The sequence below is a fragment of the Sphingobacterium detergens genome, assembly GCF_003610355.1.
Taxonomy (GTDB): Bacteria; Bacteroidota; Bacteroidia; order Sphingobacteriales; family Sphingobacteriaceae; genus Sphingobacterium; species Sphingobacterium detergens.
This window is the reverse complement of the sequence record NZ_RAPY01000003.1, coordinates 367,823-388,911: the sequence shown is the minus strand read 5'-3', so window position 1 is coordinate 388,911 and position 21,089 is coordinate 367,823. Positions and strand designations below refer to the sequence as shown.

Sequence of the window (21,089 nt, the reverse complement as noted above, 5' to 3'; positions counted from 1 at the left end):
AAAATAACTATCTTTGCATCCCCTCTAGTATGAAGCTCGGGGGATATGTTGAATACATAAAATAAAATTAAGAAATGGCAACTAAAATCAGATTGCAAAGACATGGTAAAAAAGGACGTCCTTTTTACCACGTAGTCGTAGCGGATTCTCGCGCTCCACGTGATGGTAAATTCATCGAACGTATCGGTTCTTACAACCCAAACACAAATCCTGCAACTATCGTTTTGGATTTTGAAAAAGCTTTGGATTGGATGAATAAAGGTGCTCAACCTACTGACACAGCTCGTGCTATCCTTTCTTACAAAGGTGTTCTTTACAAAAAACACTTACAAGGTGGTGTGAAAAAAGGTGCTTTTGATGAAACTGCTGCTGAAGCTAAATTCACTGCTTGGACTGAAGCTAACGAAGCTAGAATCTCTGGTAAAAAAGATGGTTTAGCTCAATCTAAAGCTGATGCTAAGAAAGCTGCTTTAGCTGCTGAAGCGAAGAAAAAAGAAGAAAAAGCTGCTGCTGTAGCTGCTAAAAATGCTCCTGTAGCAGAAGAACCTGCTGCTGAAGAGACTGAAGCTCCTGCATCAGAAGAAACTGAAGGTTAATTCTTTCATAAAGTATTCGAGAAAGCCGACTCAATCTTGAGCCGGCTTTTTTAATAAAATAGTTTATGTGTTAAAATGTGATGCTGATTGCTCTAATTTAGAATAGAAGGCAGAGCATATTAGCATATCGCTATACAAAAAAGTGAAAATAAAACAGATGCTGAATATATAGTGGAAGCCGAAAGGAAAAGCATCTCAATACTAATATCCTAATACGCAATATTACAAAATGACTATCGATCAAAGTTTTTATATAGGCTATATCAGCAAAACGCGAGGTCTAAAAGGCGAGATGCAACTGTTTTTCGAATTTGAAGACTATGAGAGTTTGGATATAGATGTCGTTTTTTTGGAGGTCAACAAAAAACTTGTACCTTATTTTATCGATGCTATAAAACTGCAGAAAAATAGTACCGCCTACGTGACATTTGAAGATGTTGATCATATCGACAAGGCACAGGTGCTTGTTCACAAAAAGGTTTATCTACCCAATGATAAAATGCCAGAACGGGATCCCGATGATTTTAGATATACGGATTTAATCGGATTTTTGGTGATCGATGAAACCCATGGGGAACTGGGGGAAATTACGGATGTACAGGAATTTCCACAGCAATTCGTCGCGACAGTTGATATGAATGGTAAAGAATTGATGTTCCCCCTATCCGATGATTTAATTGTTGGCATAGATGGTGAGGAGGAGATTATTGAAGTAGAATTGCCTGAAGGGCTAGTCGATCTTTATAAAGAATAAAAGTGGACGGGCCTCTCGTAAATTACCCTTGATTACAAATCGGAATTTACTTTAGAGCATCGTTCTTAATTCCCATAAATTTGAATGAAAAAGGTCTAAGTTCGTAGAGGAATTTAGACCTTTTTCGATTCAATAAGTTGAGGTTTTAAATCATATTTCGCTTCATCTGACAAAATTTTTGTTTTGGGACAGTCAGGGATCTCTTACTCTGATGGATTTTGTTTAAATTGGTACTGAATAATCAATATATTGACCACTATAAACGATCTGTCTTGAAACTATTACTGCTAATTATTTCAACGATATTCTTATCCTCTTGTGCTTTCTTTGGGAAGAACAAAGAATTTCCGATCGGAAATTATCAAGTTATTTGCGGTTATACCAATGACGGCTACCTAGAGGCTAAAGCTAAGGATCCGCTAAATATTGAACCTGATGCATATTGTGATCACCCGCTTCATTATCGTTCCTTTTTCTCCCTTCAGGATAAGGGACAATTTGTCCTTGCGATAGGTGATATCTTGCTCTATGGCAAATATAGATTTGAAGGGAATAAAATTGAATTGGTGGATGATAAAAAGGGAACCATCTCTTTGGATATAATTCAAGTAAAAAAGAATTTCATACAATTGAAAGGTGATTTCTCCCAATTCAATTCAGCCCATTTGCCAAATACGGAACGGTTGTTTCTCAATTTCGAATTAGACAAAACACCACTTCGCGAGCAGCCTAGTAAATTTGATAGTGTAGTCAATCTTTGGCGTAATATTCCGACAAGTGCTGAAAATGATCAAGAGGTAAAGGCCCGGGCATTAAACTTTTTAGATTATTCTATAGCATACTTTCAGCACATCTCAAATTCAGGCGTCCATAGTGATTATAAGATAGATGGGATTGAATCTCCAATTACTTATGCGCAAAATGGCATTGTATTAAAACAATGGAAAGATGTTCCTGTCTCATGGAAAGAGCTGTTTTACAATGAGGAGAATGCATTGGTTGCCTATAAATATTTAATGGATGGGTTTAAATACGGACAGAAGGAGAAGTATAGTGTCTCTGGGCTGCTGCTAATCACATTCTATTTAAAGAATCTACGTAATTCTCTTTCAACTTTGAAATAATTTGTATGGGAAGATCTGGAAAAAAGACAGCTTTGTTACTATAATTTATAGCTTTTCGAAAAAATGTTTTTGTTGTTTGATTTTTTAAGACGATATTAGCAACGCTTATAGAGAAAGGCCGAGGGACTAGACCCAGTGAAGCCTTAGCAACCTGTATTGTTCAAGGTGCTAAATTCTACCCTGCTCCATGTGGGAAAGATAAGTTACATGCAGATAGACATATCCTCGACTTGTGCGTTTCGATGTAAGCCAACCCAAACTTAAAACAGTTTTTTAATGAAGATTATCGACCATATCCAGAATGCTAAAGGAAAAACATTGTTTTCTTTTGAGCTATTGCCTCCTGCAAAGGGACAGGGCATCCAAAGTATTTTTAAAACAATGGATGAACTGATGGAATTTAAACCGCCTTTTATTGATGTAACCTATCATCGGGAAGATTATATCTATAAGGAACATGCAAGCGGGCTGTTGGAACGTGTATCTTATCGTAAGCGACCAGGAACAGTGGCGATCTGTGCTGCTATCATGAATAAGTATAAAGTGGACGCAGTGCCCCATCTGATATGTGGTGGCTTTACCAAAGAGGAAACTGAAAATGCCTTGATCGACTTAAATTTCTTGGGTATCGATAACGTATTGGTATTACGAGGTGATGCACGCAAAGGAGATGCTGATTTTATTCCAAGTGAAGGCGGACATGCTTTTGCAACGGATCTATTGGAACAGGTAACGGATATGAATAAAGGAAAGTATCTCCACGAAGATATTATCACATCTGAAAAAACCGATTTTTGTATCGGTGTCGCAGGATATCCGGAGAAGCATTTTGAATCTCCTAATTTCAATACTGATTTTAAATATCTGAAGCAAAAAGTGGATATGGGTGCTGAGTTTATTGTAACTCAGATGTTCTTTAACGTGGAGAAATATAAGGAATTTGTGACCAAATGCCGGGACAATGGAATTCATGTGCCTATCATTCCGGGCCTCAAACCATTGACGACCAAAAAGCAACTGGTTACTTTGCCAAGAATTTTCCACCTGGATATTCCTGAGGAATTGAGTGATGCTGTCGCAGCATGTAAAACCAATGCTGATGTAAGACAAGTAGGTGAAGAATGGCTTGTGCAACAATGTCAGGAGCTGATTAAATTTGGTGCTCCAGTATTGCACTTTTATACCATGAGTAATCCTGGGCCAACGAAAAAGATTGTCGAGAAGTTAGCCTAAAAAATACAAGAGGAGCGAGGGAAAACCCCTCGCTTTTTTATTACTTCTATAGACGGTATACTGTTTTGTACTTGTGAGATGAATCTCCATTTACCCCATGGCCATATGCAGCTTTTGGGATGAAGTTTGCCATTACCCCTGCTTTCAAAACCAGCATTTCTCTTTTCACTATAGAAGTGCTCTCTTTCAAAAAATATTTTTTGTTAAACAGTAGTGTTAAATAGTGTTAATTAACATTTTTAAATCGAGATAACTATTTAATTTGAGGTACTAAAAGGAACTAAGATATAGACCAATTGTCCTTATGACGTATAATAAATTAAACTCGCTATTTGGTTTGGCCTGTGGCCTCATTGCTACTGTTGTCTACATTGCTACTGTTGAAAAGACCGTGAGCTGGTGGGATTGTGGTGAATTTATCGCCTGTGCGTACAAACTTGAGGTGGCACATCAACCTGGCGCCCCACTATTTCTACTTATTCAGAATGTTTTTTCCAATCTGGCTTTCGGTAATACAGGGCAAGTCGCTTACTGGATGAATATTGGTTCGGCAGTCTGTAGCGGTCTGACGGTGACATTTTTATTTTGGACAATTACAGCGATTGCCCGGAAGATTTTAAAGAAGCCACAGCAATCTGCTTTTTCTTACTATTTACAGATCTTTGGAGCGGGTGCAGTGGGGGCTATGGCCTTTAGTTTCAGTGATACCTTCTGGTATTCGGCCGTAGAATCCGAAGTGTATGCGATGTCCTCACTTTGTACTGCGGTGGTTTTCTGGGCGATTTTTAAATGGGAGGCGCGTGCGGATCAGGACGGAAGTGACCGCTGGCTGATTTTTATCGCTTTCGTCATGGGGCTTTCGATCGGAGTCCACTTATTAAATCTTTTGGCTATTCCGGCTATAGCCATGGTGGTGTATTTTAAAAGGACTTCAGAAATTAATTATAAAGGCATTATAAAGGCATTTCTATTAGGGATATTAGTTCTTGCAGCAATCCTTTGGGGTGTTATTCAGTGGCTGATCAGTTTTGCTTCCAAAATAGATCTATTGTTTGTGAATTCTTTTGGACTGGGATTTGGTACAGGAATTCTTTTCCTATGCCTGCTTTTTGGTGTCACAATTGTATATGGTCTTTTTTATTCCCATAGAAAACGCAAGTATACATTAAATACAGCTTTATTGGTGTTTTGCTTTATTCTGTTTGGTTATAGTTCCTATACCATGGTGCTGATCCGTGGAAAGGCAAATCCATCCTTAAATAACAATGCACCAGATAATGTCTTTTCGTTTTTAGGTTACTTAGGGCGAGAACAGTATACGCGGGAACCTCTGGTTAAGGGACCATACTATGATTCAAAGGCTGTGGATGTCCAAAGCAAAACCAGTTATCGGAAAGATGAATCCAATTATACAGCATTTACACAGGTTGATAAGTATGCATTTGATCGTGAAACATTTTTTCCACGTATCTATAGCCAGGATGAAAATCATCAAGCCTACTATAGAAGTTATCTCAAGTTAAAAGAGGGTGAAAGACCACAGTTCTCCGATAACTTTAAGTTTTTCTTTAATTTTCAATTGGGGGAAATGTATGCACGTTACTTCTTATGGAATTTTGTTGGCAGGCAGAATGACAAGCAAGGCTATGGATCCTATACGGAGGGGAATTGGCTCTCTGGAGTGAAAACGCTGGATAATTGGCGTCTTGGCGGGCAACATCATCTTTCGGCGTCACAGCAACATGATCCAAGCCGAAACACGTATTTTTTCTTGCCTTTGTTATTGGGGATAGCTGGAGCGATCTGGTTGTACAAAAACAATAAACCCTATACTTTGGTATTGACCTTGCTGTTTGTTTTTACGGGTATAGCGATTGTTGTATATCTCAATCAGACACCACTGCAACCCCGTGAACGTGATTATGCTTATGCCGGATCTTTTTATGCTTTTGCGATCTGGATCGGACTGGGTACAATTGCACTCATGCGCTTTTTTAAACGGTTTCTCAGTAATCGCTATGCGATGGCTACTGGATTATCTTTTGCGCTGTTGGGTGGACCAATTATTCTGGCGCATCAGAATTGGGATGATCATAATCGTTCTGAGAAATCCTTGGCTCGGGATGTGGCCCGTAATTACCTAGAAACCTGTGCACCAAATGCAATCTTGTTTACCTATGGTGATCACGATACTTTTCCATTATGGTATCTGCAGGAAGTAGAAGGAGTTCGTCCAGATGTACGGATTGTTGTGCTAAGTTATTTAACGGGAGATTGGTATATGCAGCAGGCCAAGAAAGCAACTTATAGAGCTGCAGGACTTCCGATTGCGATTCCCGCGGAAAAAACAAAAAAGGGTATTCGCGATTATATCCCTTTTGTGGATAGACAGTTGAATGAAGCCGTGGATATCCAGCAGTTATTGCAGTTTGTTACTTCTGATGATCCTGATTATAAAGTACAGTTGAATTCGGGAAATCTGGAGAATTATTTTCCGACTAAGAGGGTCAAATTGGCCATTAACAAAGCCGAGATTTTGAAAAAAAATGCCGTGCCCGCTTATTTCCAGGATGCGGTCGTTTCAACAATGGAATGGGAAATCCCCGCTGACCACTTATCCCGATCGGATCTGACTTTGTTGTCCCTCCTTGAAAATAATCATTGGGATCGACCGATCTATTTTTCGAATATGCTCCCTAGTGATATTAAGTTGGGCTTGGACAAATACCTTGTCAACGAGGGCTTCGCTTCAAGGTTGATGCCCGTTGCTGCGACCAGTGAACAGCAGGCGTCTGCTGGCGAGATGGCAGCTTTGGTCAATGTGGAAGCCTTATATGATAATATCATGCATAAATACAATTGGGGGAATACCAAGAATGCAAAATATTTAGATACCGACTCCTTTCGCTTCTCAAGTATGTATGCACGAGATATTTTTGGAAAGACAGCACGGTTGCTATTGGAAAAAGGACAGGTTAAACAAGCTGGAGAAGTGGCCAAGAAAGCATACGACCAATTGCCTGATCGTGTATATGCGATGTCGGATGCGATTAATTATGTAGATATCATTGATAGCCTATATCGTTCCGGACAGGGACAGCTGGCTGGAAATGTAGTCGATCGAAATTTGGACTATGTTTCACAAAATATGGAATATCTACATCAGCTGGTATTGGATAAGAAAAATTTAGGTTTTGAATGGAACGATATGCAGCTAGCACTTGACTCGGTCGATCGTTATCGAGATATCCTATTGGAGGCAAATGATACTAAGCGGTTGGCACGTGTCGAGGGACTTAGAAAACAGTATCAACAATGGTATGGTATAGAATAAAAAACAAAAGGTCGGAATTGTTTCCGACCTTTTGTTTTTTATGTAATCGTTTACTTATCCATTTTTCTTCACTTCTTTTCCCCAAGAATCTTTCAACGTAACTGTACGGTTAAAGACCAGGTGTTCTGGAGTAGAATGTGTGTCTAATGTAAAATAGCCTAAACGGATGAATTGATACCCTTTTCCAGGAGTAGCAGTAGCCAGATCGGGCTCGATATAGGCACGTTCAATCACATGCAAACTTTCAGGATTGATAGAATCTTTAAAGTTTTCAGCTGCGGCAGGGTTTTCATCATTGAACAACCTGTCGTATAATCTTACTTCAGCTTCCTTAGCATGAGGAACAGAAATCCAATGGATTGTTCCTTTTACTTTTAATCCGGAAGTATCTTCACCTGATTTGGAATTAGGCACGTAGGTACAATGTACTTCTGTTACCTTTCCATTTTCATCTTTGACGAAATCGTTGCAGGTAACGATATAAGCGTGTTTTAGACGAACGGAAAGTCCTGGGCCGAGACGGAAGAATTTTTTGGGAGCATCTTCCATAAAATCTTCACGTTCTATCCAAAGTTCTTTGGAAAAAGGTATGATCCGAGCACCTTCACCACCTTCAACTTCAGGGTTATTCTCACCGACTAAATCTTCCACTTGACCATCCGGATAGTTTGTGATCACTAATTTGATCGGATCAAGGACAGCCATTCTACGCCAGGCAGTTTTGTTGAGATCCTCCCGGATGCAAAACTCCAGTAGACTGACGTCGATCATATTTTCGCGTTTTTGAACTCCGATTTTTTCACAGAAGTTGCGAATACTTGCCGGTGTATATCCTCTTCTTCTCAAGCCGGAGATCGTTGGCATACGAGGGTCATCCCAGCTTTCAACAAATTTATCATTGACCAATTGCAATAATTTACGCTTGCTCATGACCGTATATGTCATGTTTAAGCGTGCAAATTCATATTGCTTGGATGGGAAAATTTCCAGCTTATCGATACACCAGTCATAAAGAGGACGGTGTGGGATAAATTCAAGGGTACAGATCGAATGGGTGATTTTCTCAATTGAATCCGATTGCCCATGTGCAAAATCATACATTGGGTAGATGCACCATTGATTGCCTGTCCGGTGATGGTGGGCATGCTTGATGCGGTATAACAAAGGATCACGCAGGTGCATATTTGGACTAGCCAAATCTATTTTTGCACGGAGCACTTTCTCGCCATCCTTATATTTCCCAGCTCGCATATCTGCGAATAGGGTCAGATTTTCGTCTATAGATCGGGCGCGGTAAGGTGTCGGAACACCTGGTTCTGTAGGCGTACCTTTTGCTGCTGCAATTTCTTCCGCTGTACTATCGTCCACGTATGCTAAACCCTTTTTTATGAGCTCAACAGCGTAGCTGTAAAGTGTTTCAAAATAATCCGAAGTATATAGTTCTTCCGCCCACTGGAATCCTAGCCATTGAATATCTTTCTTGATACTTTCAACATACTCGGTATCCTCAGTGACAGGGTTAGTGTCATCAAAACGTAGATTAGTCTTGCCGTTATACTGCTGTGCTAATCCAAAATTTAAGCAGATGGATTTGGCGTGACCAATGTGGAGGTAACCATTTGGTTCAGGAGGAAAACGTGTCAATACACGTCCGCCATGTTTTCCTGTACGAAGATCTTCTTCGACAATTTCCTCGATAAAATTTAATGATTTTTCTTCACTCATAATACAAAGTTAATTATTAGAAGCGAGATATTAGCTAGGAGATGATAGATATTCAGCTTAGTTTGAGCAGGTAATCAACCGAAAAACACCTACTATAGTTGAGACTGTTGGCACAGCGATTACTTGAAATAAAAAAGGGACGAAGATCCGTCCCTTTTTACCGATTTGTTACTATTTGAAAGCGAACACCTTTCCAAGGGATTCATTGCTTGTAAATGTACAGCTTTGATCAATCAATTGACCTGTTCCGATATTGATTACCATACCATGCACAGCCAGTGCCTGGCCATTTTTCCATGCATTTTGAATGATGGAAGTAGAACAAAGATTAAAAACCTGTTCTTTGACATTGAGTTCAACTAAGCGGTCTACTTTCTTTTCGTTATCTTCTATGCCATCAATCTCTTCGCTATGCAAACGGTATACATCTTTGATGTGACCCAGCCAGTTATCAATAATACCATATTGATTGCGACTTAAAGATGCAGCAACCCCACCGCAACCATAGTGTCCAGCAACGATGACCTGTTGCACTTTTAATACATTGACGGCATAATCTAGAACACTTAATAAACTCATGTCTGAGTGGATAACCATGTTGGCGATATTACGGTGTACGAAAACCTCACCTGGCTTTGTACCGGTCAACTCGTTGGCTGGTACACGACTGTCTGCACAGCCGATCCAAAGAATTTCAGGATTTTGACCTTTTGCAAGTTGTTGGAAACGTCCTGTGGTATCATTTTTTACAAAATCCATCCATTCTTGATTTCCCTTAATAATATTGTCAAATCCTGTTTTTAAATCTTTATTTTCCATATTCCTTTTTTAATATCACTTTGCTCTAGAGCTCTTTTTCGATAAAATAATACAAATTTCTTAGTTTATTGTTTACTTGAAACAACTTTATTTTTTATAAACGACCTGTAAAAGTTCGATCTCCTTGCCTTTACTTTTTGCGTTCTGTTCAAAGTCTTTAATGACTTCGATAACATCCTTGTCGATAAATTTACTGAATGTCCCATCGATACGGATCTTACTGACTGATTTTGGTAAACTATATAGTTTCTGCTGGATAGGAACTTTGTTCAAAAATGAAACTTCCTCTGCTAATGTGATGACAGCCTTATCCTCTTCGTTATCCTTTTCGATATTATATTTAAAAGCATTTTTCATATTTGCTCTTAGAATATAGAATGTTGCCACAACGATTCCAATTCCAACACCCATTAATAGGTCGGTAAATACGATAGCAACAATAGTTACGAAAAATGGAATGAATTGATCTAGACCTTTTCGATACATTGAGGTAAATAAGCTTGGTTTAGCCAATTTATACCCTGTATGTAATAGTATTGCGGCAAGACATGCTAGCGGAATCATATTTAACATCGTCGGAATAGCCAACATGGCAACGAGCAGCCAGATACCGTGCAGGATTGCAGACTGTCTAGTCTTTCCACCAGCATTGACATTGGCTGATGATCGTACAATAACAGAGGTTAATGGCAGCCCGCCCAAGAGTCCACTTGTCATATTACCGATCCCTTGAGCGACTAATTCGCGGTTGGTCGGTGTATTGCGTTTATAAGGATCAATCTTGTCTACTGCTTCAATACTCAATAGGGTTTCCAAGCTAGCAATAATGGCAATGGTAAATGCCGCTATCCAAACATCTTTATTGACGATTTGGGTGAAGTCAGGTAATGTGAATAAACCTGTAAACTCTGCAAATGACCCTACAATTGGCACGAGTACAAATTGTTTATCGTGTAATTGAAAAAAGGAACCATTAAAAAGGTAAGCCAGAGCGACACCGACAATAACGACTACCAACGGAGCGGGCACTTTATTCAATTTAGGGATTGCTGGCCAAAAGATCAGAATGGCTAATGATAGAGCACAGATAATCAATGCACCAAAATTGATGGCTGAGGCAACGGTGTCAAAATATGCACCTATACCGTGCCCATTGTCCAGTTCAAAAGCGTGTGTTTCGATCAATCCCAAAGCCAAAGGGATTTGTTTCATGATAATGGTAATACCGATCGCAGCCAACATGCCGACGATAACTGCGGATGGGAAATAATTCCCGATCATACCCGCTTTTAGAATCCCGAGAACCACTTGTACAACACCTGCGATGACAACCGCAAGGAGAAAGGTTTCATAAGCGCCTAGACTCTGGATAGCCCCTAGAACAATAACTGTGAGGCCAGCAGCTGGCCCACTGACACTGAGTGGTGATTTACTGATTGAAGCAACAACGATTCCACCAATTACACCAGTCAATAATCCTGCAAACAATGGCGCACCTGAGGCCATTGCAATTCCCAAACATAATGGAAGTGCCACCAAAAACACCACAACACTAGCAGGGAAATCATATTTTAAGTCTCTTTTCGAAAGTTTCAGAAAAGCCGACGTACGAGTTCCAAACATAAAATTTGTGTTTATCTGTATAATAAATCTTCCTGATGCGACCTGCCACCATAGCAATAGATACCAATTGAAAGGTCTTTGATGCCAATGGGCGCTGTGCTTTCAGAAAAAATCAATAAGAAGCCTCATACTGGGATTCAGCATGGGACAATTTGAAAACATCCCATAGGGATGCCTTTATTAACAGTTAGGAGGCGGCGTTGGAACCGTAGGATGGAAAGCTAAAATGCTTTTCTCGTTTTTAAGGTAATTCTTTTGTTTTCCTTGGTTCTCAACAATGATGGTCTCGAATACAATGGGTTCGTCTGTTTTTGTATTGAAAAATTTTGAGGCAGTTTCAAGCGTATCAGTGCTTGCGCCATTATTGTTCTCGATTTCTATTTGTAAAACAATTTGTAAAATGGTATTCTGGTCTAAGCTATTGGAAAAAATAGGCGATATAGAGATGGCCATCTTTGTGAAAAAGATGATCGCACATAAGAATGCTGCCACAAATCTAAATCTCTTATTTAACATTTTTTAGTACCTTTAATGGTGTTGTTTTACATGGTAAAAATAGCAATTCTATGTTAATTTCAAATTAAAAGTGCATGAAAAATGAATTTTGGCACGAAATTGTGACGAAAAGATTATTTTTTGTAGAGTTTTCAATAGCATTTATGAACTATAAATATTAAGCCTTTTCTATGGCAAATAAAGAACAATTTATCGAGAAGGTTCAAGCTTCTTATAACCCCAAGGGGGCTTTTATATATTTGGGAGCAGGTATTTTGAATGGTGAGATTTTAGCGGATGCAAAGGTCAATCTGGCACTGAAAATGATGAATCGCCACGGGCTGATTGCCGGTGCGACAGGGACAGGTAAAACTAGGACGCTACAATTGATAGCTGAGCAATTATCAGATGCATCTGTACCGGTATTTATGCTGGATGTAAAAGGAGATCTATCTGGTCTTGCTGTACCGGGGGTGACCAATCAAGCGCTGTTAGATCGTGGAAATGCGGTAGGAGTGCCCTTCGAACCAGCCAGCTTTCCTGTAGAGCTCTATTCCCTGTCAGGAAACAAAGGAATTCCGATGCGCATTACGATCGATGATTTTGGGCCTGTCTTGTTGGGGAGGATACTGGAATTGAATGAAACACAGACCGGGGTTTTGGCAGCAATGTTTAAATATGCGCAGGATCATCAGATGCCATTAATAGACTTTACAGATACCAAAAAGCTGTTAACTTATCTTTCTGACGGCCCAGGGAGCGAGGAAATCAAAAATGACTATGGTAAGATCAGTTCCGCAAGTTCAGGAACGATTTTGCGTAAGATCGTCGCCTTAGAGCAACAGGGGCTAGCACATATCTTTGGAGAGAAGGAATTTGACATCAATGACTTATTTCAGAAAGTTGACGGGAAGGGTATAATCAGTTTACTGAACATTTCCGATGTACAGGATCAGCCGGTACTCTATTCTACATTTTTGTTGAGCCTGCTCGCTCAACTGTTTAAGAATATGCCTGAAGTAGGGGATTTGGATCAGCCAAAATTGGTATTTTTCTTTGACGAGGCACATCTTCTTTTTAACGGAGCTTCCAAAGCCTTTTTAACTCAGGTGGATCAGATTATCCGTCTTATCCGCTCCAAAGGAATCGGTGTGTTTTTCTGTACACAATCTCCGACAGATGTTCCGGAATCGGTATTGGCCCAATTGGGAAATAGGGTGCAACACGCTTTGCGGGCCTTTACACCTAACGATGCCGAAAACCTAAAAAAAACAGTGAAAACCTACCCCAAATCGGATTTCTATGAGATTGATCAGATTTTGACCTCCTTGGGTACAGGTCAGGCCTTAATTACAGTGTTGAATGATAAAGGTATTCCTACGGAAGTCGTGGCAACTCATCTAGTACCAGCCCGTGCTGTAATGGGTCCTGCAGACGATGCGACAATCAATCAGATTATTAATCAGTCGGACTTAAAGACAAAATATCAGGAAAGACAGGAAAATCGTTCTGCGGCTGAGATGATCGATGAGAAAATGCAGGTGGTACAGCAGGAAGAACAGCGTGCAGCTGCAGAAAAAGAGGCAGCCAAAGCTGATCGACCGACATCAAGAAGGCAGACGCCATTAGAAGCTGCGCAGCGTACTGCGACAACGACACTCGCAAGAGAAGGAGTCAAGCTTTTAGGGAAATTAGCAACCGGTCTATTGAATGCATTCTTAAAAAAGAAATAACACAAATTTATTGATAATTTTCGTCCCGATACACTATTTTTAGACAGTGATCAGCACTTAGCTAAATTTGCTTTTAAGGGCAAATTTAGCTAAGTTTGCGGACGAAACGAAAGTTCTATTAACGCAATTTAAATATGAGTAAACCAACCCTTTTGATTTTGGCAGCAGGAATGGCTAGCCGGTATGGTTCTTTAAAACAAGTAGATGGTTTTGGCCCACACGGCGAGACAATTATTGACTATTCAATCTATGATGCCATTCGTGCAGGATTTGGAAAAGTTGTATTCATTATTCGGGAAGAATTCCTGGAGAAAATGAAAGAAGTTTTTGATAAAAAATTGGAAGGTAAAATAGAAGTTGATTACGCTTTTCAAGATTTTGATTTAACGAAATTTGGCGTGAATCACGTCATTGAAAGAACGAAACCTTGGGGTACAGCACATGCTGTCATGAGCGCTAAGGATAAAGTAAATGAACCATTTTGTGTAATCAATGCAGACGATTTCTATGGTTCAGATTCTTTTGACAAAATGGCGAAGTTTTTAACCACCGAAGTCTCAGATCAACAAATGTCGTTGATGGGCTTTCAGGTCGGTAATACAATGTCTGATTACGGCTATGTATCACGTGGTGTCTGTGAAGTTAGTCCAACAGGACAAATGGACAGCGTCACAGAGCGTACAAACATCTATTACAAAGGTGAGGGTGACGATCGTAAAATCGTTTATGAGGAAAACGGCGTTGAAAACGATTTAGATCCGGAAACACGTGTATCGATGAATTTTTGGGGCTTTACGCCAAAAATCTTTGAAGTAGCACAAGCGATGTTTCCAGCTTTTGTTGAAGAAAACAAAGAGAACTTGAAAGCGGAATTCTTTATCCCTTCAGTTCCAGATTATATGGTGAAACATAAACTGGCGGATTTCAAAGTAATCCCGACATCATCGAAATGGTTTGGTGTAACCTATAAAGAAGATAAACCTATCGTTCAAGAATCAATTTCAAAATTGGTTGCCGATGGTGTATATCCTGAAAAGTTATTTTAAGAGCTAAGAGAAATAGCTTATATTGAACCTGTATTGTCAAACAATACAGGTTTTTTTGTGCTTAACAGTGCAGGTGCTGTGGATGAAGGCGCGTTGTTTCAGGAGACGGAGGTATTGGGGGCAGCTAAGATTAAACCGATACATTAGATTATGATAGAAAAGCGAATTATTTTAAATGAAAAAAATACTTAAGGTGTTAGGGTATATTATTTTAGGAATTATTGGGTTTTGTGTTTTATATATTGTTGCTGAGTACTGTCTGTCACGACTCTCGGCATCATCCAAAGAGGCCTCGAAGGATCAGACGATTCAGGTATTTGTCAAATCCAACGGTGTTCATACTGATATTGTTTTGCCAGTCATCGTGAAAGAGATGGATTGGTCTAACGTATTTCCTTATGCCAACACGGTGGGAAAAAAAGCCGGTTATCAATATATGGGTATAGGCTGGGGGGACAAAGGATTTTATTTGGATACACCGGAATGGAAAGATCTCAAGGCATCAACGGCTTTTGTGGCGGCCTTTGGATTGGGGCAGTCTGCAATACATGTGACCTACTATAATTCCATTCGGGAGAATGAGCTATGTTTTGGGTATAAAATAAATGCGGAACAGTATCGCGCACTGGTAAAGTATATCTATGATTCTTTGGATTTGCATGAAGGTAAACCTATATTGGTCGAGACGGATGCACAATACGATGATGCAGATGCATTTTATGAAGCCAAAGGAGCATATAGCATGTTCTATTCCTGTAATACCTGGACAAACAATGCTTTGAAGAAGGCAGATATGCCAGCCGGAGTTTGGGCGACATTGGATAAAGGAATATTGAGCCATTATCGGAAATAGCTGGGCTTATTAGATTCCTCTGGGCAATTGCCATAGCTAAGCAGCTCTTTTGCGTTCCTAGAGGGGATGTTTCTTATAAACAAAAAAGCTCCGGTTAGATAACCCGGAGCTTTTTATTTATCAGCAGGAGTGATTATTTCACTTCTTCGTAATCTACGTCAGTTACGTCATCACCACCTTGGTTTCCACCTTGTGCTTGACCGGCATCTCCTTGAGGTTGTTGTGCACCACCTTGAGAAGCAGCGTACATTTCTTCAGAAGCAGCATTCCACGCATTTTGTAATTCTTCAGAAGCAGAATCAATATCTGCGAAGTTTTTCGCTTCGTATGCAGCTTTTAATTTCGTTAAGCCAGCTTCAATAGGAGCTTTCTTATCTGCGGAAATTTTGTCGCCATATTCTTTCAATTGTTTTTCAGTTGAGAAGATTAAGGCATCAGCTGCATTAACTTTGTCAGCTTCTTCTTTCATTTTTTTATCAGCATCAGCATTTGCTTCAGCTTCTTCTTTCATACGTTTGATTTCGTCATCAGATAAACCTGAAGATGCTTCAATACGGATGTTTTGCTCTTTACCAGTTGCTTTATCTTTTGCAGATACTTTGATAATACCATTGGCATCAATATCAAAAGTAACTTCAATTTGAGGCACACCACGAGGTGCTGGTGGAATATCGTTCAAATGGAAGCGGCCGATTGTACGGTTTTGGCTTGCCATTGGACGCTCTCCTTGTAAGATGTGGATTTCCACAGATGGCTGATTGTCCGAAGCTGTTGAGAATGTTTCCGATTTTTTAGTCGGGATAGTTGTATTTGCTTCAATCAATTTAGTCATTACACCACCCATTGTTTCGATACCCAATGAAAGTGGAGTTACATCCAATAATAAAACGTCTTTTACTTCACCAGTTAATACACCACCTTGGATTGCAGCACCTAAAGCAACAACTTCGTCAGGGTTTACACCTTTAGAAGGCTCTTTTCCGAAGAAAGCTTTTACGGCATCAACGATTGCAGGGATACGTGTAGAACCACCTACTAAGATAATTTCGTCGATATCTGATTTGCTGAAACCAGCGTTTTTCAATGCAGATTCACAAGGAGCAATTGTTCTTTTGATCAAGTCAGCTGCCAAAGCTTCAAATTTAGCACGTGATAATGAACGAACTAAGTGTTTTGGACCAGTAGCATCTGCTGTGATATATGGTAAGTTGATTTCAGTAGAAGTCGCACTTGATAATTCAATTTTAGCTTTTTCAGCAGCTTCTTTCAAACGTTGCAATGCCATTGGATCTTTTTTCAGATCAAAACCATTGTTTTCATTTTTAAATTCTTCATTCAACCAGTTGATGATTACGTTATCGAAGTCATCACCACCTAAGTGAGTATCACCATCAGTAGATTTTACTTCAAATACACCATCACCTAATTCCAATACGGAAACGTCATGTGTACCACCACCACAGTCAAACACAACGATTTTCATATCTTTGTGCGCTTTGTCCAAACCGTAAGCTAAAGCAGCAGCAGTAGGTTCGTTGATGATACGTTTAACAGATAAACCAGCGATTTCACCAGCTTCTTTTGTTGCTTGACGTTGTGCGTCGTTGAAGTATGCAGGTACTGTAATAACAGCTTCAGTTACTTCTTGACCTAAGAAGTCTTCAGCAGTTTTCTTCATTTTTTGAAGAATCATTGCAGAGATTTCTTGTGGAGTATATTTACGGTCGTCGATTTCTACGCGTGGTGTATTGTTATCACCTTTAACGATGTTATAAGGTACGTGTTCAGCTTCTTTTATTGCCTCATCATATGAAAGTCCCATAAAACGTTTAATAGAATAAATAGTTTTATGTGGATTAGTAATTGCTTGACGTTTAGCTGGGTCACCCACTTTACGCTCACCACCTTCTACGAAAGCTACAATGGAAGGAGTAGTACGTTTACCTTCGTTGTTCGTAATTACTACAGGCTCGTTACCTTCCATTACGGCAACACATGAGTTTGTAGTACCTAAGTCAATTCCTATAATTTTAGACATATCTTGTATTTTAATTTTTTTACTTAAATAAATTCTATCACTCTATTATCAACCCTTATGCCAATCCGAAAGTTTTGTAAAAAAATCACTATTTGTCATCAATTTGTCGTTAGGTACTGCCAAACTGACATTTTCAATAGACAAGTTGCTCCAAGATTCGTTTTTTTGCTGACTCATTTTGACGATTGCGTGGCATATATCTGCCAAAGAGCGCAGTAAATTCTTCCAATTTCATCTGTTTTGATTTTTTGTCCCGCCAATCTGTGGGGACGAGATTATTGGTATAGGCGATATTTGTTGCCCAGTATTGGATATGCATCTCGGGTATGACCAGCCCCAATATCATGCCCGGCAGACCATGGCTCAGAGCCGGTCCTGCTGACACGGGTATTTCTTCGGCATAATAAGCAATCAGATAGAGAGAGTCCTTGGTCGCTCCATTCACCCTTCGACAGTTGATACCGGCGATATTGCGAAATTCCTCCGTAAAGCGCCAAGTGATACTATCCAAGGTTTCAGAAAGCAAATATTTCTCATCGATATCGAGCTGGATATCGGCCTTTCCTGCTTTTAAATCCTGGTAGAGCACTTTTCCATTTTTGCTGGCTCCACCTCTGAGCATCACACGCTGGTTTCCTCCACCTCGCGAACCACCCTGATTTCTACTACCGCGCCCACTTGCAGTGATACTTGGCGCACGCATTTTGCCTTCTCCATTCGGCTTTTCGGTACTTGTGCTTTCTTCAGGCATAAGAACGGTTGCGTTCTCATCAAAGTAGAAGTTCAGTCGATCGGTATGCGAGTCCGGCATTTTATCTAGGTGCTCCATGAAGTCTATTCCCCGACCCATCATTTTTGAGTTCATGTCATTGGACATTTGTCGCATGCGGGCTTTTGTATACGTCACCTTGTCAAAACTAATGGTACCCCTATTGCCAAAATAGGCGTATTGTGCCTGCAGAGATAATCCGCTTAGACAAAATATAATAATGGTTAAATATGTTCTAATCATTGCTTTTTCCTAAATATTTATTGAAATCCCATTTGACCCCAACTAAAAAATACTGCGTCAATACCTGTTGGGTGGATTCTGAATAATTGGTATCACTGCCATTCCGACGTGTATTATTAAATGTGTTAAAGAGGTCAAAAGCCTTAAGGCTGACTGTCAGACTTTCATCTTTCAATACCTTTTTTTCCAGCTCCAAATTGGTGTAAAATTGATTAATTGATTTCTTGTAGAGCTTGGTAGGTCCGGTGTAACTGTAGTAAACATTGGTCATGATGTTGAATTTCTTCGGTAGAAAATATTTGATATATCCCGAAGCCCCACCTTCAAAGTTTGTTGCGTTATATTGTGTGTTGATCGAATTTTGCTGTGCATTAAGGCCGGCATTCAAAGATATGTCAAAATCAAATCCTTCTGAATCTTGTTCATTTAAACTTGAGCCTAAGCCGAAGGAGGTGTTTTTTGAATTGTTCAAGAGAAACTCACCTTGAGATTGACCACTTTCAAACTTTGTGTAGCTGTAACTGTTGTTGTACCGGATATTTGCACTTTTATTGAAGTTAATGCGACGATTGGCCAGGGGTTGCATATGATTGATGTTTAGTCCACCATTCCAGTTTGATTTACCCGATAAATTTTCATAGCTACTAATCTGGGCCGAATTCTCCATGACTGTTGTCTTATTGACAATTGGGTTATTGACAAAAGAGAAATTTCCGTTAATATTAATATTGGTTCCCTTCAGCAAACTGAACGCATTATAATTTGCCGAAATGTTGTTGTTGACAGCTCGTTTGAGGTCTGGATTACCGATCTGTTGAAACAATGGATTCGTTTGAGGTTGTAGTGGCTGTAACTGATCAAAGGAAGGAATGATATTCGAGCTTTGGTAGGCCAATCGGATATTTTTACTGTTTGAAATCCGGTAATTGGCATCAAAGTTTAGATTGTTGTCCCAAAAATTCCTTGAAAGGTTTATATCCCGGTCACTATCGCTTAACTTTTGATTTTTGTAGAATGTTCGGTTGGAGAGATTGACCTCAAATTTATCCTTCCGATAAGATAAATGGACATTGACTCCCTGGTTGGTATTATTGTCGATCTGATTTTTGGAGTATAATGGATCTTTCACATTCGTGAGGCTGTCAGTTGATATCTGTTTATTCCTGTTGTTTGACTGATTGAAACTGTAGCCTAATGCTAAATTCATAGCATCATTGAGCCTATTATTGAAATTCAATGAAGTAGAAAAGTTATTGCCTTTGTTCTTGCCCCATCTATTTTGGTTAATACGCGTGGTGTCATTGCTCTGATGGATAATTGTTTCTGAATTAACCTTACTGTCCGAAGTTGATTCATTATAGTTGTTGCCAACCATTAAATTTAATGAACTGCCGGCTTTGAGTCTTTTTCTATAATTCAGGCGAAAATTATTGCTTTGGCTCGAAGTATTTGATTCATTTTTCTCATTAAAGGAGCTAACAGCAGCACCGGCGCCATCATTGGTGGCACTTTCCGACTGACTTAAACTGAAATTATTGGACCAATTTCCGTTGGTCTGTAGTTCTATATTTTGGGTTGAATCCAGTCGCATGGAGAGATTGGATCTGACACCATTGCTTCTTGTACTATTTTCGTTGTAATTTTTGCTATTTCGTTCTAAGATCGAGTTATCGGGGAGGATGTTTTTGTTGTAATTTTCCGACTGATTTTTGTTGCTGCTGTTATTGTAATTATAATTGGCATTTACCTTTAATGCCTTTTTGAGAAACTGGTTTTCGTAGTTAGCGCCGAGAGATGTGTTTAGTGGTTGTCCCGTAATCTGGTTGTTCATCCGCAAAGAGCCTTCACGACTATTAGAGCTCCCCATATTATTGTGATTGGCGGTGATGCCAATTCGTTCCGTCTGATTGAATTTGGCTGCAAACAAATTTCCAGCGTAGAGCTCCTTGGTACCGCCTAATAGTTCTGCGTTTCCGAAGACACCCTTTCTGGCCTTTTCTTTTAACACCACATTGACGGTCTGAATGCGTACACCGTCATCTATACCCGAAAGTTCGGCCTCTTCTGATTTTTTCTCATACAATTGTACTTTGTCTACTGCATCAGCCCGTACATTGCGTATGGCAATTTTAGGGTCATAACCAAAAAATTCTTCGCCATCAATAAAGACTTTCTGTACTGCTTTACCCTGAGCGGTGATATTTCCATCTCCAGACACTGTAAAACCTGGCAATCGTCGAAAAAGATCTTCAAGCTTTGCGTTTTTCTCGGTTGCGAAACTTGCCGCATCATATTCTATCGTGTCTCCCTTGAGTGTGATGGGCAGTCTACGTGTAATGATAACTTCTTCAAGGACATTTTTTTGCGAATTGATCTTAATGTCGCTGAGGTCAATTTCCTTATCCTTGATGTCGATGGTATCGCTATAAAGTTCAAACTTTGGGTAGGTGGCTAAAAGTATATAGCTTCCGGGTTTGATATTTTTGATCAGAAATTTCCCTTCTTCATTGGCTCTGTTAAAATAACGCAGTACAGAGTCCTTGTTCAAGAGGATGATTGATGCATTGGTCAATGGCTTATTGTCAGCCTTATCTAAAATTTTCCCCTTTATGCTTGTCTGGGAATAAGCTGTGCTGATAACAAAAAATAATAGGAATAATTGAATTAATCTTTTCATTTACTGGTTGTATGTGCCAAAGATAAT

The 21,089-nt window shown here is 39.6% G+C and carries 15 protein-coding genes and 1 riboswitch; of the genes, 8 read left to right on the top strand and 7 right to left on the bottom strand.

Annotated elements, in window-relative coordinates:
• Window positions 1-74 precede the first annotated feature (74 nt).
• The 5 genes from DFQ12_RS17255 (at window position 75) to DFQ12_RS17235 (ending at window position 7,041) form a co-directional block, all read left to right on the top strand.
• A complete protein-coding gene (locus tag DFQ12_RS17255; RefSeq protein WP_108634790.1) occupies window positions 75-596 on the top strand; it encodes a 30S ribosomal protein S16 in 522 nt (173 codons plus the stop codon).
• A 229-nt stretch (window positions 597-825) separates the two neighbouring features.
• Window positions 826-1,350 (top strand): ribosome maturation factor RimM, encoded by a 525-nt coding sequence (rimM, locus tag DFQ12_RS17250; RefSeq protein WP_120260297.1) that lies wholly within the window; start codon window positions 826-828, stop codon window positions 1,348-1,350.
• 272 nt (window positions 1,351-1,622) lie between these two features.
• Window positions 1,623-2,474, top strand: a complete 852-nt coding sequence (locus DFQ12_RS17245) for a hypothetical protein (protein WP_147420438.1) — start codon at window positions 1,623-1,625, stop codon at window positions 2,472-2,474.
• 102 nt (window positions 2,475-2,576) lie between these two features.
• Window positions 2,577-2,679: riboswitch (SAM riboswitch) on the top strand.
• Between the two features lie 71 nt (window positions 2,680-2,750).
• Window positions 2,751-3,707 (top strand): methylenetetrahydrofolate reductase, encoded by a 957-nt coding sequence (locus DFQ12_RS17240; RefSeq protein WP_120260295.1) that lies wholly within the window; start codon window positions 2,751-2,753, stop codon window positions 3,705-3,707.
• Window positions 3,708-4,011: 304 nt separating this feature from the next.
• Window positions 4,012-7,041, top strand: a complete 3,030-nt coding sequence (locus DFQ12_RS17235; protein ID WP_120260294.1) for a DUF2723 domain-containing protein — start codon at window positions 4,012-4,014, stop codon at window positions 7,039-7,041.
• Window positions 7,042-7,095: 54 nt separating this feature from the next.
• On the opposite strand, the gene DFQ12_RS17230 is transcribed toward DFQ12_RS17235, so the two are convergent.
• The 4 genes from DFQ12_RS17230 to DFQ12_RS17215 form a co-directional block, all read right to left on the bottom strand.
• The gene (locus DFQ12_RS17230; RefSeq protein WP_208642576.1) at window positions 7,096-8,766 is read right to left on the bottom strand and encodes a glutamine--tRNA ligase/YqeY domain fusion protein; all 1,671 of its coding nucleotides are present in this window, start codon (window positions 8,764-8,766) and stop codon (window positions 7,096-7,098) included.
• Between the two features lie 171 nt (window positions 8,767-8,937).
• Window positions 8,938-9,585, bottom strand: coding sequence for a carbonic anhydrase (locus tag DFQ12_RS17225; RefSeq protein ID WP_120260292.1), 648 nt, complete (start codon window positions 9,583-9,585; stop codon window positions 8,938-8,940).
• Between the two features lie 87 nt (window positions 9,586-9,672).
• On the bottom strand, window positions 9,673-11,208 hold the full coding sequence (locus DFQ12_RS17220) for a SulP family inorganic anion transporter (RefSeq protein ID WP_120260291.1): 1,536 nt from the start codon (window positions 11,206-11,208) through the stop codon (window positions 9,673-9,675).
• Between the two features lie 180 nt (window positions 11,209-11,388).
• Window positions 11,389-11,724, bottom strand: a complete 336-nt coding sequence (locus DFQ12_RS17215; RefSeq protein ID WP_223581658.1) for a hypothetical protein — start codon at window positions 11,722-11,724, stop codon at window positions 11,389-11,391.
• A gap of 170 nt (window positions 11,725-11,894) precedes the next feature.
• Between DFQ12_RS17215 and DFQ12_RS17210 the strand changes: the two genes are divergently transcribed.
• The 3 genes from DFQ12_RS17210 to DFQ12_RS17200 all read left to right on the top strand — a co-directional run bounded on the left by DFQ12_RS17210 (window position 11,895) and on the right by DFQ12_RS17200 (window position 15,335).
• Window positions 11,895-13,436, top strand: coding sequence for a helicase HerA-like domain-containing protein (locus tag DFQ12_RS17210; protein WP_120260290.1), 1,542 nt, complete (start codon window positions 11,895-11,897; stop codon window positions 13,434-13,436).
• A 134-nt stretch (window positions 13,437-13,570) separates the two neighbouring features.
• A complete protein-coding gene (locus DFQ12_RS17205; protein ID WP_120260289.1) occupies window positions 13,571-14,482 on the top strand; it encodes a sugar phosphate nucleotidyltransferase in 912 nt (303 codons plus the stop codon).
• Window positions 14,483-14,657: 175 nt separating this feature from the next.
• Complete coding sequence (locus tag DFQ12_RS17200; protein WP_120260288.1) at window positions 14,658-15,335, top strand: TIGR02117 family protein; 678 nt, start codon at window positions 14,658-14,660, stop codon at window positions 15,333-15,335.
• Between the two features lie 133 nt (window positions 15,336-15,468).
• Here DFQ12_RS17200 and dnaK read toward each other — a convergent pair whose 3' ends face one another.
• The 3 genes from dnaK to DFQ12_RS17185 form a co-directional block, all read right to left on the bottom strand.
• Window positions 15,469-17,373, bottom strand: coding sequence for a molecular chaperone DnaK (gene dnaK, locus DFQ12_RS17195; RefSeq protein ID WP_120260287.1), 1,905 nt, complete (start codon window positions 17,371-17,373; stop codon window positions 15,469-15,471).
• Window positions 17,374-17,506: 133 nt separating this feature from the next.
• On the bottom strand, window positions 17,507-18,385 hold the full coding sequence (locus tag DFQ12_RS17190) for a GLPGLI family protein (protein WP_120260286.1): 879 nt from the start codon (window positions 18,383-18,385) through the stop codon (window positions 17,507-17,509).
• Window positions 18,378-21,062 carry an outer membrane beta-barrel protein gene (locus tag DFQ12_RS17185; protein WP_120260285.1) on the bottom strand — a complete coding sequence of 895 codons (2,685 nt, stop codon included), beginning with the start codon at window positions 21,060-21,062 and terminating at the stop codon, window positions 18,378-18,380. The genes DFQ12_RS17190 and DFQ12_RS17185 overlap by 8 nt, the downstream gene beginning before the upstream one ends.
• Between the last annotated feature and the right edge of the window lie 27 nt (window positions 21,063-21,089).

What these genes read in the sequence shown, in the direction of transcription:
- DFQ12_RS17200 (WP_120260288.1), top strand. Translation starts at nt 14,658, where the DNA reads ATGAAAAAAATACTTAAGGTGTTAGGGTATATTATTTTAGGAATTATT.
- DFQ12_RS17220 (WP_120260291.1), bottom strand. Translation starts at nt 11,208, where the DNA reads ATGTTTGGAACTCGTACGTCGGCTTTTCTGAAACTTTCGAAAAGAGAC.
- DFQ12_RS17230 (WP_208642576.1), bottom strand. Translation starts at nt 8,766, where the DNA reads ATGAGTGAAGAAAAATCATTAAATTTTATCGAGGAAATTGTCGAAGAA.
- DFQ12_RS17235 (WP_120260294.1), top strand. Translation starts at nt 4,012, where the DNA reads ATGACGTATAATAAATTAAACTCGCTATTTGGTTTGGCCTGTGGCCTC.
- DFQ12_RS17215 (WP_223581658.1), bottom strand. Translation starts at nt 11,724, where the DNA reads ATGTTAAATAAGAGATTTAGATTTGTGGCAGCATTCTTATGTGCGATC.
- DFQ12_RS17255 (WP_108634790.1), top strand. Translation starts at nt 75, where the DNA reads ATGGCAACTAAAATCAGATTGCAAAGACATGGTAAAAAAGGACGTCCT.
- dnaK (WP_120260287.1), bottom strand. Translation starts at nt 17,373, where the DNA reads ATGTCTAAAATTATAGGAATTGACTTAGGTACTACAAACTCATGTGTT.
- DFQ12_RS17205 (WP_120260289.1), top strand. Translation starts at nt 13,571, where the DNA reads ATGAGTAAACCAACCCTTTTGATTTTGGCAGCAGGAATGGCTAGCCGG.
- DFQ12_RS17190 (WP_120260286.1), bottom strand. Translation starts at nt 18,385, where the DNA reads ATGATTAGAACATATTTAACCATTATTATATTTTGTCTAAGCGGATTA.
- rimM (WP_120260297.1), top strand. Translation starts at nt 826, where the DNA reads ATGACTATCGATCAAAGTTTTTATATAGGCTATATCAGCAAAACGCGA.
- DFQ12_RS17225 (WP_120260292.1), bottom strand. Translation starts at nt 9,585, where the DNA reads ATGGAAAATAAAGATTTAAAAACAGGATTTGACAATATTATTAAGGGA.
- DFQ12_RS17185 (WP_120260285.1), bottom strand. Translation starts at nt 21,062, where the DNA reads ATGAAAAGATTAATTCAATTATTCCTATTATTTTTTGTTATCAGCACA.
- DFQ12_RS17240 (WP_120260295.1), top strand. Translation starts at nt 2,751, where the DNA reads ATGAAGATTATCGACCATATCCAGAATGCTAAAGGAAAAACATTGTTT.
- DFQ12_RS17210 (WP_120260290.1), top strand. Translation starts at nt 11,895, where the DNA reads ATGGCAAATAAAGAACAATTTATCGAGAAGGTTCAAGCTTCTTATAAC.